The sequence below is a fragment of the Occallatibacter sp. FHG110214_02 genome, assembly GCF_059115385.1.
On record NZ_JBZYWK010000023.1, the window covers coordinates 23670 to 36034 of the forward strand.

The window sequence follows — 12365 nt, forward strand, 5'->3', positions numbered from 1 at the left end:
CATGGCCATGAGCCTTCATGAGCAAACCAGTTCCAGAGCATTTTTATCTCACGACGCCGATTTACTACGTGAATGCGCGGCCTCACCTGGGGCATGCCTACTCGACGATTGTTTGTGACGCGATTGCGCGGCGGAAGCGCGCGCTTGGCGTGGATACGTGGTTTCTGACCGGCACCGACGAGCACGGACAGAAGATTGAGCGTTCGGCAAAACTGGCGGGCAAGACCCCGCAGGAGTTTGCGGATGCCATCTCCGGCGAGTTTCGCGCGCTGTGGGACCGGCTGGGGCTGAGCTACGACGACTTTATCCGCACGACGGAAGCGCGGCACAAGCGCGGCGTGCAGAAGCTGTTTGCGGTGCTGCGCGATAAGGGGTTCATCTACAAGAGCACGTACACGGGGCAGTATTGCGTCTCCGATGAGGCGTGGGTGGATGTTCCGGTCGGGGCTCCCTGCCCTACTTGCGGGCGGCTGACGGAGATGGTGAGCGAGGAGAATTATTTCTTCAAACTGTCGGCTTTTGAGAAGAAGCTGCTGGAGTTTTACGAGGCGAATCCGGAGTTTATGCAGCCGGAATCTACGCGCAAAGAGGTGCTTTCCTTTGTGCGCGGCGGGCTCAAAGATTTGTCAGTGAGCCGCACGAGTTTTTCGTGGGGCATTCCGGTACCGGGCGATGAGAAGCATGTTGTGTATGTGTGGCTGGATGCGCTGGCCAACTACATGACGGCAGTTGGCTACGGCTCAGATGACCCGAAAGAACAGGAAAAGTTCAAGAAATTCTGGCCGGCGGATTTGCACCTTATAGGAAAAGAAATCAGCCGCTTTCATTGCGTGTACTGGCCTGCGTTTTTGATGGCGACGGGGATTCCGGTGCCGCGTTCGGTGCGTGCGAATGGCTGGCTGCTCTTTGACGATACGAAGATGTCGAAGTCACTGGGCAACATTGTGCGCGCGGAGACGATTGATGAGGTGCTTGGAGCGGACGCGCTGCGCTACTTCCTGCTCCGAGAGATTCCGTTTGGCTCCGATGGCAGCTTTACCTTTGATGCGCTGGTGCGGCGGTATAACGGCGATCTCGCCAACGGCTATGGCAATCTTGTAAGCCGCGTGGTGAACATGATGCACAAGTTCTTTGGCGGAGTGGTGCCGGAGGCTGGTGCTTCGACTGACGCTGAGATTGCTTTGAAGGCTTCTGCAGAGCGGGCGATTGCGGAGTTTGGGCCGGGCTTTGATGCGTTTGAATTTTCCGATGCGTTGAAGAGTATCTGGACACTGGTTGCGGATACGGATGGCTACCTGACGGCGAATGCGCCGTGGAAGAAGCCCGCGGAACGCAGCGACGAAGAGCATGCGGCATTGCAGGCGCGAGTGCTGGCAACAGCGGCGGAAGCTATTCGCATCACAACTGCTCTGGTGTATCCGATTCTGCCCGCATCGGCTGCGAAGGTTTGGCAGCAGTTGGGGCTGGGCGAGATTCAGGATGCTTCGAAGCAAAAGTTTTTAATGGATTTGCAGTGGGGTGGGTTGAAGGCCGGCACGAAGTTTGGTGAGCCTGCGCCGCTCTTCCCCCGCGCAGAAAAGGACGTGGTGGAACGTATGGAAAATCTTGAGAAGCAGAATAATGCGAGTGTGGTGGATGCGGCGGCAGGCAAGACGGTAGACCCGGTGCAGGCTCCGGCTTCGCCTTCGGTTGCACCGACTACAGCCACGGATATTGCCACGGCTCGGGCAAATGACGCGCTGACGCAGACGACAGTGGCGTCGAGCGAGGGCAAGCCGGTGGCTACGGCCAAGGTGGATACGACTGCGACAGAGGTTGCAAGTGCGCGGCTGAGCACCGCTCCGGTTGAGGCCGCTCCTGTTGCGGAAGAAAAGCAGTACATCTCGATTGACGACTTTGTGAAGGTGGATTTGCGCGTGGCGCAGGTGCTGGTTGCAGAGCGCATTCCCAAGGCGGACAAGTTGCTGCGGCTTGAAGTTGATTTGGGCTACGAGAAGCGGCAGATTCTCGCCGGTATTGCCGCGTACTATGAGCCGGAAAAGCTGGTTGGGCGGAAGATTGTTATCGTCGCGAATCTGGCTCCGCGCAAGATGCGCGGGCTGGAGTCGAATGGGATGCTGCTGGCGGCTTCGTTGCCGGATGATCCAAACAGCACGCCGGTTTTGGCTGGATTTCTGGAAGATGTGCCGCTGGGAGCACGGCTGAAGTAATGCTGATTGATTCGCATGTGCATATCGATAATCCGCGCTATGCGGAGGACCGCGCCGAGGTGCTGAAGCGCGCGTTTGATGCGGGCGTTGGCGCGATGCTGGCGATTGGCATTGGCGAGAATCCGCTGGAGATGGACCAGGCGCTGGCGGTTTGCCGGGAGTACAACGGGAAGCCGGGCGTGCCGAAGCTGTTTGCGAGCGCGGGGATTTATCCGCACTCGACGGCGGATGCGGATGAGGCGGCTTACCAGAAGCTTGATTCCCTTCTCGCTGAGCCTGAGGTGATTGCCTGCGGCGAGATTGGGCTGGACTACTACCACGAGGGCGCTTCGCGTGAGGTGCAGCATGCGGGGCTGATTCGCCAGCTTGAGATTGCGGCGGCGCGGAAACGGCCTATTTTGATTCACTGCAGGCCGAAGGAAGGCACTACGGCGGCCTGGGATGATTTGTTCGTGGTGCTGGATGAGCACTGGGCGAAGACCGGGCTGGGCGGCGTGATGCACTGCTTTGCGGGGACCGAGGAGCAGGCGAAGCGGTCGCTGGATATGGGCTTTCTTTGCTCGTTTGCCGGGCAGTTGACTTATCCCAAAGCGCAGGAGCTGCGGGATGTTGCCGCGAAGCTGCCGCTGGACGGGGTGCTGGTGGAGACGGATGCTCCATGGCTGGCTCCGGCACCGTATCGCGGGCAGCGGAATGAGTCGGCGTATATGCTGCATACCGCCGAAACGCTGGCCGGACTGTTAGGCGTGACTGTGGATGGATTAGGTGTTGCAACGACAAAAAACTTCGAGAGGCTGTTTAAGCTGCAGCCATTCGTGGGAAACTGATAAGAGTACCTCAGGGGCTAAAGCCCGGAACGCCTGAGGCTGGTTTTGCGGCACGACTGAAGTCGTGCCCTGTTACAAAGCAGAATTCAGGTGAACCATTGCCGGAAGTTGGGGATTTTATGGCGCAGGATAATTCGTTTGACGTGGTAAGCAAGGTAGACATCCAGGAAGTCCGCAACGCGATTGACCAGGCGGTCAAGGAAGTGAAGCAGCGCTTTGACCTGAAGGATTCGCACTCGGAGATTGAGCTGCTGCAGGGCGACAAGGAGATTCAGCTTGCGTCTGCCGGCGAGTACAAGCTTGAGGCTGTGAAGGAGATTCTTGGGCAAAAGCTGGTGAAACGCGGTGTCTCGCTGAAGAATCTAACCTATGGCAAGCTGGAACCGGCTGCCGGGCAAAGCGTAAGGCAGAAGATTACGCTGCAGCAGGGGATTCCGGGCGAGAAGGCGAAAGAGATCGTCAAGATCGTCAAGGACTCAAAAAAGAAGGTGCAGGCGAGCATTCAAGGCGATACTGTGAGAATAAGCGGCAAAGACCGCGACGATCTGCAGGCGATGATTGCGCTTCTGAAGGGCAAAGACCTCGGCGTTGAGTTGCAGTTTACGAATTACCGGACCAACTAGGTTTTCTGGCTAAGTTGCCAGTCCATACAGGAAAAACAATTTGAGTACATTGGCGATAGCGACGGCACGAGAGGTCTTTGAACTTCTGCGGGATGACCTTGTGGCCATTGAGCAGGAGCTGGGCCGCGACGCCGCTTCCAGCGTTAGCACCATTACGGAGATTGCCGAATATCTGCGCGAGGGCGGCGGGAAACGCATCCGGCCTTCGGTACTGCTGCTTTCGGCGCACATGATGGGCTTTTTTGGGCCGGGCGCAATTAAGCTTGGCACCGTGGTGGAGATGGTGCATACGGCTACGCTGGTGCACGACGACATTATTGACGACGCGGATATGCGCCGCGGGCGGCCCAGCGCCAACACCATGTGGGGCAATGAGAAGTGCGTGCTGGCCGGCGACTGGTTGTATATGCAGGCCTTTCGCGTAGCCCTGGAAGAAAAGAGCCTGCGGATTTTGGATTTGCTCATCGGCCTGACACAGCAGATGGTGGAAGGCGAATTGCTGCAGATTCAGAAGCTGGGCAAGGCTGTTTCCGAGTCGGAATACTACGACCTTATCTTCCGCAAGACTGCCTGCTTGTTCTCAACTTCGATGCAGTTGGGTGCGGTGCTGGCTGGTGCGACGGAGGCGGAAGAAGCCAATGTTGCTACCTATGGGCGCGCGGTGGGGCTTGCTTTTCAGATTGTGGATGATGTACTGGATTTGACGGCTACCGAAGAGACGCTGGGCAAGCCGGTTGCCAGCGACCTGCGCGAGGGCAAGACTACACTGGCCGTCATTCATGCGTGGGACCACGGGACGAACGCCGAGCGCAAGCTGATTCAGCGTGTTCTGGACGACCGCAGCTTTGAGCATGTTTCTCGGCAGGAGATCCACGATATTTTGAAGCGGCATGACTCGGTGGCGTACGCCATGGAAGTGGCCGAGCGGTATGCGGAACAGGCTCGTGCGGCACTGGCGGGATTCCCGGAATCGGAGTTCAAGCGGGCGCTGTTGTGGCTGCCGGATTTTGTGGTAGCGCGGGATAAGTAAAGCAGAGATCAGGTTTTCAGGAATCAGAAAAAGGCCGGGGCTTACGCCTCGGCCTTTTGATTTAATCCATCAGGTTGCGGAGGGCTTCGGCGTAAACGTCGGGCAGGGGCTGGCGGTTGAAGTGCTCGTCGCAGACTACGTGGACGGTTTCTCCTTCGGCTAATAGCTCGGGTTCTGTGGCCTCCCTACCGTTACGCAGGATTCTGTATGCGAACTTGAGCACGGAGCCGCGAAGCATGGAGGGACGCGCTTCGATAAGGATTTCGTCGTCGTACTTTGCGGGCGAGCGGTAGCGGCAGGAAGCGTCTACGACGGGAAGAATGAGCTTGTGCTCTTTTTCCATGTTGTCGTAGGACAGGCCTACGGAGCGCAGCACTTCTACGCGGCCAATTTCAAACCAGACAAAGTAGTTGGCGTAGTAGACGACGCCCATCTGATCGGTTTCGGCGTAGCGAACGCGGATTTTTGATGTTACTGGCATAGACAGGGTGCGGGGTACAGGGTGCAGGGTACGGTTGGCGGCTCAGCGTTGTTGTGCGCCTGAACCCGGTACTCTATACCCTGTCCCCTGTTTTTACGGTTTGAAATGCGTGAAGATGGGCAGCTTGGTTACATCGTTAAAGATGATGAAGGCGAAGAAGACTACCAATACTACGAAGGCTGCCTGATAGATTTTTTCCTTGACCGCAAGGCTGATGTCGTGGCGGAGCGCGCCTTCAATCAGGAGCAGCAGAATCATGCCGCCGTCGAGGATGGGGAACGGTAGCAGGTTCAGGATGCCGAGGTTGAGGCTGATGGCGGCGGCGAGCCCGAACTTGGGCAGCCAGCCGTCCATCTGCGCGGCCTGGCCTGCCATGCGAGCAATGCCTACGGGTCCCGAGAGCTGCGAGACGGCGACCTTGTGCGTGAAGAGGCGGCCCAGCACATCGACAATCAGCAGAGAGTTCTCTTTCCAGAAGACTGCGGACTGTGCGACGGCCTGTGCGAAGGGCAGAGGCTTGGTGACGAAGGACGGGTTGGCGGGCCAGAAGCCGAGCTTGTAGCCGCCGTCAGAGTTCGCGGGCTGCGCCGTGAGCGCAATCTGCTGGCCGTTGCGCAGGACCGAGAGCGAGAGTTGCTTGCCGGGGTTAGCCTGCATGTAGGCGAGCAGCGTGGCTACGGAGTGGAACTGGAGGCCGTCCACGGTCTGGATTTCGTCACCATTGTGAAGCCCGGCGCGCTCGGCTGGCGTGTTGGGATCGATTTTGAAGACGCCGATGGGGCCAGAGTAGGTTTCGGCCAGCATTCCGGCTACAGTCAGGTCGGTGTCGTTTTTGCGCGTGTAGGCCGGCACATGGAGCGAGAGCTGCTGCGACTGGCCGTTGCGCGATACCGTGAGCGCTACCGTTGAGCTGGGGTTGACGGCGACGCGCGCGTCTACCTGCGCCCAGCTTGGGTTCTGCACGTTGTCAAAGCTGACAATCTTGTCGCCCGCCTGGATGCCGGCCTGTGCGGCAGCAGAGTTGGGAACAACCCACTCGACCAGCGTGTCCTTGACTACGCCCTTTGGCACTTCATTGATGAAGTTGTAGTAGACGAGCATGAGGACGAAGGCGAGGATGAAGTTGGCAACGGGGCCAGCGACGCCGATGAGCATGCGCTGCCAGCGCGGGTGCGAGGTGAGCGCACCGGGGTCCTGCTGATAGGCTTCGATTTCCTCTTTGCCGTCGGCGCTGAGCTTCATGTTTTCGCCGGGCATGGATTCGCCCGTCATGGCGACATAGCCGCCAAGGGGCAGGAGGCATACCTTGTAATCCGTTTCGCCGTATTTGAAGCCGAAGAGGCGCGGGCCAAAGCCGAGAGAGAAGGACTCCACGCGCACGCGGAACCACTTGGCCACGATGAAGTGGCCGAACTCGTGGACGGTGACCATGAGGCCGATGAGAACGATGAAAGCGCCGATTGCGACGGCTACGTCGTAGAGATTTTGCATAGAAACAACAAGATTCCTTTAGCGCAATTCTTTTTGAGGGCCCGTTTTCTGTGGTCTTATGCCACTTTTCCCGTTGCCCGTCTGCGCGCTTCGCGGTCGGCTTCCAGAACCTCCGAGATGGTGGCCGGATGCGACTCCGGGGTCTCGGCAAGCACTTTCTCTATTGTATCTGCGATTCCGGTAAATGGGACGCGGCGGTTGAGGAAGGCGTCCACGGCAACTTCGTCGGCAGCGTTGAGCGCGATGCAGTGCGCGCCTCCCTTCTCTGCCGCTTCATAGGCAAGGCGGAGACAAGGAAAGCGGGCGAAGTCGGGCTGCTCGAAGTCGAGATGCTTGAGAGCGGCGAGGTCGAAGTTGAGCGACGAGGCTGGGCGCTCGGGATAGGCCAACGCGTAGAGGATAGGCAGGCGCATGTCCGTGACGGAGATTTGCGCAAGAATGGAGCCGTCTACGTACTCGACGAGCGAGTGCACGGTGGACTGCGGGTGAATCGTCACGCGCACCTGCGAGGGTGGCACGTCGAAGAGGCGGCAGGCTTCGATAATTTCGAGGCCCTTGTTGAGCATGGTGGCCGAGTCAATGGTGATGCGGCGGCCCATCACCCATGTTGGGTGCTTGAGTGCCTGTTCCGGCGTGATGCCTGCGAACTGGTCGAGCGGTGTGGTGCGGAAAGGTCCGCCCGAGGCCGTGAGCCAGATGAATTTGACTTCGTTGTGCGTGCCAACGCGCATGCACTGGTGGACGGCGTTGTGTTCGCTGTCGATGGGAAGGATGGGCACGTTGCGCTCGCGGGCGGCGGCTGTGAGGATTTCGCCGGCGGCAACCATCGCTTCCTTGTTGGCGAGACCGATGGGCTTGCCTGCGAGGATAGCTGCGTGCGTTGCTTCCAGTCCGGAGACGCCTACGATGGCCGAGACTACGAAATCGGCTTCCGGGTGCGTGGAGGCGGCGACCGTGCCTTCTGTGCCGTGGACGACTTCTGTGCCGGTGATGCCCTCTTGCTTGAGGCGCGTCTGTAGCTGTGCAGCGAGCTCTTCTGTTGCGAGGGAGATGAGCTTGGGACGCCAGCGGACGGTCTGTGCGAAGGCTTCGTCTATGTTGCGGCCAGCAGCCAGCGTGGCTACGGAGTAGCGCTCGGGGAACTGCTCTACGATGGAAAGGGTGCTTTGGCCGATGGAGCCTGTGGAGCCGAGAATTGCCAGTCTTTTCAATGCTTTATGAGACCTCGGAGGCCGGCTTGCGGCCTCCTTAAAACCTCTGATGGATGATTTGAGCGTACCACAGTACGGGCGCAGCCAGCAGCAGCGCGTCGATGCGGTCGAGCACGCCTCCATGGCCGGGAAGCAGCGTCCCCGAGTCCTTGACGCCAGCGGAACGCTTGAGGGCGGATTCGGCGAGATCGCCTACCTGCGCGACGATGTTGATGATGGCTGCGAGGACGAGCCAGTACCACACAGGCTCGTCTGCGTAGGAGAGCTTGGCGATGTTCCAGTGGGTGATGAGCTGCTCCGAGAGCGCCAGAAGGCCGCCGGTTACGGCGAGGCTGCCGAGAATCGAGGCGATGGAACCTTCCCATGTTTTGCCGGGGCTGATGCTGGGAGCGAGCTTGTGCTTTCCGAAGGCGCGGCCCGCGTAGAGGGCGAAGATGTCCCCGGCCCAGACGGCGCACATTAGAAATACGACGAGTGAAGGACCGTTGGACTGCTCCCGCAGCATGGGCAGCGTAATGAGCGTGAAACCGGTGTAGCCGAGGCAGAAGCCGGAGCAGGTTACGTCGGCGAGCATGCGCGAAACGGGGCTCGAAAAGGTGCAGTAGACCAGCAGGGCGATGCCGAGAATGCCGGTGGCGGTGACGATCTGGTCAGGCCACTGATAGCTGGCCGCGAAGAGAGCCACGATGGAGACGAGCGTGGCGATACGGGGGGGCTTGGCTCCGGTCTGACGGGCGAGGGTCAGGAACTCCCACGCAGCGAGACAGGCTACCAGCGCGGTTACGGAAGTGAAGAGGATTTGCGCCCAGGCAGTTGCGGGCAAAAAAACAAGAAGCAGAACTATGGGGATAAGTACTACAGCCGTGAGAATTCTTTTCATTTATTTTTTGTCCTGATTGCCCAGGGTTGAGAATACACCCAGGAAATCAGGTGGAATGGGATTTCAGCAGATTCTAAGGTGCTTAGCTGACCGCGATTTTTACCCGCTCGGCTTCTTCGTCGGTGACGCCGACGTTTTCGCTGAGGCCGCCGAAGCGGCGCTCGCGGCGCTGGAAGGCAGCGATGGCTTCAAGGAGGTTGACGCCGCGGAAGTCCGGCCAGAGGCGGTCGGTGATAAATATCTCCGAGTAGGCGATCTGCCAGAGCAGGTAATTCGAGATGCGCATCTCGCCGGAGGTGCGGATGAGCAGGTCGGGGTCCGGCATGTGCGCGGTGTAAAGATGGCGGTGGATGTCCTCTTCCGTGATGCGGTCCGCGGAGATGTGCTTGTGCTTGAGCTCGGCGGAGAGCGCGCGGAAGGCGTCCACCAGCTCAGAGCGGCTGCCGTAGTTGAGCGCAAGCGTAAGCGTGGTGCCGGTGTTGCGCGCGGTGGTTTCCGAGGCCCACTGCATGGTCTCCTGCACTTCACTGGGCAGCTCATGTGTGCGGCCAATGTAGCGGATGCGCACATTGTTGTCCATCATGCGCTGTACGTTGCCTTCGAGATAGCTCTTGAGCAGGCGCATGAGGAAGTTGACTTCCACCTTGGGGCGGCGCAGGTTGTTTTCCAGCGAGAAGGCGTAGAGGGTAAGCCAGGGCAGGCCAATGCGCGAAGAGGTCTCTGTAACAAGCTGCACGCTTTTTGCGCCCTGCTGATGGCCCAGGAAGCGCTTCAGAGAGCGTGAACCAGCCCAGCGGCCATTGCCATCCATAATGATGGCGACGTGTTCCGGAAGACTCTCCGGCTTCAGCGTGTCGTAGACCGCGCGCTCTTCCGGCGTGAGCTCATGAATGCGCAACGTGCCTGCTGATTGCAATGGAAGTGCCTCTGCGTGAAAGCATCTGAGTGAGAAAAAACGGATGCCGGATAAGCGATGCGCGGAAATTCGCGTGAATATATTTTAACCACTCCCGCCGCGCTGGAGAATGGAAACCCGCACATGCCACCGCGAATCGGTCTCGGCGGGATACATCGACGCTAGCACAGCCGAAGCGGGTGCTGCAATGCAAACGGAGCGCACACTGCGCCTGTTACCGGCGCAGTGTGCGAAAGGGACGCGGAAAACTAATTTATGCCGTGCGGCGCTGGCCTGTTGACTTATCCCGAACCGCACCAAGAAAGAGTGTCTTCTGGAGCGAGTCGAGCTTAGGCAGCAGTTGCGCCACCTCCGCCAGGAACGTATCGGCAAAGATAGCCGTTACCTCTTCCTCGCGGCGGCTGCGGCTGTCACGAACAAGCTGGCAGACATTGACTTCCAACGCGTCGGCGAGCCTTTCGAGCGAGCCGAGCGTGGGAATTGCCTTGCCGTTTTCAATTTTAGAGATGTAAGTGCGTGGAACCTGCATGCGGCCGGCTAGCTGGCGCTGGCTCAGGTGGCGTGCGCGGCGAATTTCCTTCACCTGCGTCGCTACCTGCAGTCCAGCCTCAGCCTCGGGAGGCGCAGGCTTGCCGCCCACAACCGGCACAGGGCCGAGCACGGGCGTAGGTTCTGGCATGTCCAGGGACTTGTGGCACCGCCGGCACATTGAGTTGCTGGTACGGTACTGCACCAGCAGGCAATGCTCGCAGCGGATGACCTCGCGGGGTGGCATCTGGACGACCGCACCAGTGGTGCTTGCGGGCGCCGGAATTACAGTCGCTGTGGCCATAGATTGTGTGCGGAGTTCCAGAGCATGGTCTCCGCGGTGCATCTCTGCACCACGACTGTTGCTAGATTGGGGGGAGTGAACCATAATTGTCAAGTACAGACTTAGGGTCAAGCCTAAGTTGCCCCTATAATACCCCGAAAAACCCGGAAAAACACGAACCAAATCGAGTAACAACGAAACTAACTAGTAAACAGGCGGAGATATGGCGGAAACTGGGACAGATGTGCATCAATTCGGGCGGCAGCAGGCTCTGGATCTGCTCCACGAGTGGACGCAGGGCGAAAGCCTGCGCAAACACGCGCTGGGCGTGGAGACCTGTGTAGCCGCTTACGGCGAGGCGGAGGCCGACCGGCAGGGACTGGCCGGGGAAGAACGCGAGCGTCTGATAACGCTGTATTCGACCACTGCCCTGCTCCATGATTTCGATTATGAAAAACATCCTTCACTTGACGAACATCCGTTTGTGGGTGTTCGGGAGCTGGAGCGGCTTGGCTGGCCTGCGGAAACGCGGACGGCGATCCTGGGACACGCACAGTATTCCGGCGTGCCGCGGGTTACGCATCTGGACAAAGTGCTGTTTGCGTGCGATGAGCTATCGGGCTTCCTGACGGCCTGCGCTCTGGTGAAGCCGACGAAGGCAATTGCCGATGTGGAAGTAGCAGGCGTGAAGAAAAAGCTAAAGGACAAGGCGTTTGCGAAGGGTGTGAATCGGCAGGATGTGATTCAGGGCGCGGAAGAGCTGGGCGTAGAGTTGGATGCGCATATTGCGTTCTGTCTTGATGCGATGAAGAAGCGGGCGGCGGAGCTGGGGTTGTAGGCGACGGGAAAACCCAAAGAAAAACGAGTACAATTCTGCTGCTCCAGAATTCTGCTATCCGCAAAGGATGAGTCCTGCCGCATGTGACGCGCATCCTTTTTGCGGGTACAGTTTCGCGTTATTCTTCCTTTTGTTGCTGGATTCGCTTCAAGAAAAGGGGTCGTCATGGCCAGCTACCGCAATCTGCTTGTTGATACCGACAACGGAATTACCACCATCACTCTCAATCGCCCCGAGAAACGCAATGCTCTTTCCCCACAGCTGATGAATGAGATTGCGCAGGCGCTGGACGCGGCTGCGCAGGACGACAGCAGCGTGGTGATTCTGACGGGAGCCGGCCCCGCCTTTTGCGCGGGACTGGACATGGAACACCTGGCAACCCCGCATTCCGCCAACTCGCATGATGAGGGCTGCCACGACGCGGAAAACATGTCCCGCATGCTGCGCACAATCTTTGAGTTTCCCAAGCCCATCATTGCCGCAGTCAACGGCCCGGCCATTGCCGGAGGCATGGCGCTGGCCACACTTTGCGACTTTACGCTGACCGTGCCGGAGGCGAAGTTCGGCTACACGGAAGTGAAGGTAGGTTTTGTGCCGGCGATTGTTCTTTCCTTCCTGCTGCGGCAGGTGGGAGAACGCCGTACGCGCGACCTGCTGCTCTCCGGGCGGCTGCTCAAGGCGCAGGAAGCTCTGCAATATGGGCTGGTAACGCAGATTGTTCCAGCGGAAGAGCTGATGCAGACTGCCTACGCCACCGCGCAAGGGCTGCTACAGAACAGCCCGCAGGCCATGCACGAAGTAAAACGGCTGCTCACGCTGCATGCCAAGCGCTATCTCGACGCGGAGCTGGAAGAGGCCATCGAAGTGAATGCCAATCATCGCTCCGCAGAGGACTTCCGCGAAGGCATTGAGGCGTTTCTGCAGCACCGGCGGCCGGAGTGGCCGAGCCTGCACGCGAAGGTTTAACTTCTGCTGGACTAGCCTCATCTCCTGAACAAAAGAATCGGGCCGGGTTTACGAGATTCGTAAACCCGGCCCGATTTGTTT

Annotated in this window: 12 protein-coding genes; 6 read left to right on the forward strand and 6 right to left on the reverse strand. The window is 59.0% G+C overall.

The window, feature by feature from the left end:
• The first annotated feature begins 17 nt into the window (after positions 1 to 17).
• From metG to AC5S3R_RS17020, 4 genes are all read left to right on the forward strand, one after another.
• Positions 18 to 2210: a methionine--tRNA ligase gene (gene metG, locus AC5S3R_RS17005; protein ID WP_494268352.1), complete on the forward strand. Its 2193-nt coding sequence runs from the start codon at positions 18 to 20 to the stop codon at positions 2208 to 2210.
• Positions 2210 to 3037, forward strand: coding sequence for a TatD family hydrolase (locus AC5S3R_RS17010; protein ID WP_494268353.1), 828 nt, complete (start codon positions 2210 to 2212; stop codon positions 3035 to 3037). The genes metG and AC5S3R_RS17010 overlap by 1 nt, the downstream gene beginning before the upstream one ends.
• 119 nt (positions 3038 to 3156) lie before the next feature.
• On the forward strand, positions 3157 to 3660 hold the full coding sequence (locus tag AC5S3R_RS17015; RefSeq protein ID WP_494268354.1) for a YajQ family cyclic di-GMP-binding protein: 504 nt from the start codon (positions 3157 to 3159) through the stop codon (positions 3658 to 3660).
• Positions 3661 to 3700: 40 nt separating this feature from the next.
• Positions 3701 to 4690 carry a polyprenyl synthetase family protein gene (locus AC5S3R_RS17020; RefSeq protein ID WP_494268355.1) on the forward strand — a complete coding sequence of 330 codons (990 nt, stop codon included), beginning with the start codon at positions 3701 to 3703 and terminating at the stop codon, positions 4688 to 4690.
• 61 nt (positions 4691 to 4751) lie between these two features.
• On the opposite strand, the gene AC5S3R_RS17025 is transcribed toward AC5S3R_RS17020, so the two are convergent.
• The 6 genes from AC5S3R_RS17025 to AC5S3R_RS17050 form a co-directional block, all read right to left on the reverse strand.
• The gene (locus AC5S3R_RS17025; RefSeq protein ID WP_494268356.1) at positions 4752 to 5171 is read right to left on the reverse strand and encodes an acyl-CoA thioesterase; all 420 of its coding nucleotides are present in this window, start codon (positions 5169 to 5171) and stop codon (positions 4752 to 4754) included.
• A 93-nt stretch (positions 5172 to 5264) separates the two neighbouring features.
• Complete coding sequence (rseP, locus tag AC5S3R_RS17030; RefSeq protein WP_494268357.1) at positions 5265 to 6662, reverse strand: RIP metalloprotease RseP; 1398 nt, start codon at positions 6660 to 6662, stop codon at positions 5265 to 5267.
• Positions 6663 to 6718: 56 nt separating this feature from the next.
• The gene (locus AC5S3R_RS17035; protein ID WP_494268358.1) at positions 6719 to 7873 is read right to left on the reverse strand and encodes a 1-deoxy-D-xylulose-5-phosphate reductoisomerase; all 1155 of its coding nucleotides are present in this window, start codon (positions 7871 to 7873) and stop codon (positions 6719 to 6721) included.
• Positions 7874 to 7910: 37 nt separating this feature from the next.
• Positions 7911 to 8753: a phosphatidate cytidylyltransferase gene (locus tag AC5S3R_RS17040; protein ID WP_494268359.1), complete on the reverse strand. Its 843-nt coding sequence runs from the start codon at positions 8751 to 8753 to the stop codon at positions 7911 to 7913.
• Between the two features lie 82 nt (positions 8754 to 8835).
• Positions 8836 to 9651 carry an undecaprenyl pyrophosphate synthase gene (gene uppS / locus AC5S3R_RS17045; RefSeq protein ID WP_494268360.1) on the reverse strand — a complete coding sequence of 272 codons (816 nt, stop codon included), beginning with the start codon at positions 9649 to 9651 and terminating at the stop codon, positions 8836 to 8838.
• A gap of 271 nt (positions 9652 to 9922) precedes the next feature.
• Positions 9923 to 10501, reverse strand: coding sequence for a helix-turn-helix domain-containing protein (locus AC5S3R_RS17050; RefSeq protein ID WP_494268361.1), 579 nt, complete (start codon positions 10499 to 10501; stop codon positions 9923 to 9925).
• Positions 10502 to 10703: 202 nt separating this feature from the next.
• Here AC5S3R_RS17050 and AC5S3R_RS17055 point away from each other — a divergent pair, with 202 nt between their 5' ends.
• Positions 10704 to 11318, forward strand: coding sequence for an HAD family hydrolase (locus tag AC5S3R_RS17055; protein ID WP_494268362.1), 615 nt, complete (start codon positions 10704 to 10706; stop codon positions 11316 to 11318).
• Positions 11319 to 11483: 165 nt separating this feature from the next.
• Positions 11484 to 12284 (forward strand): enoyl-CoA hydratase/isomerase family protein, encoded by an 801-nt coding sequence (locus AC5S3R_RS17060; RefSeq protein WP_494268363.1) that lies wholly within the window; start codon positions 11484 to 11486, stop codon positions 12282 to 12284.
• Positions 12285 to 12365 lie beyond the last annotated feature (81 nt).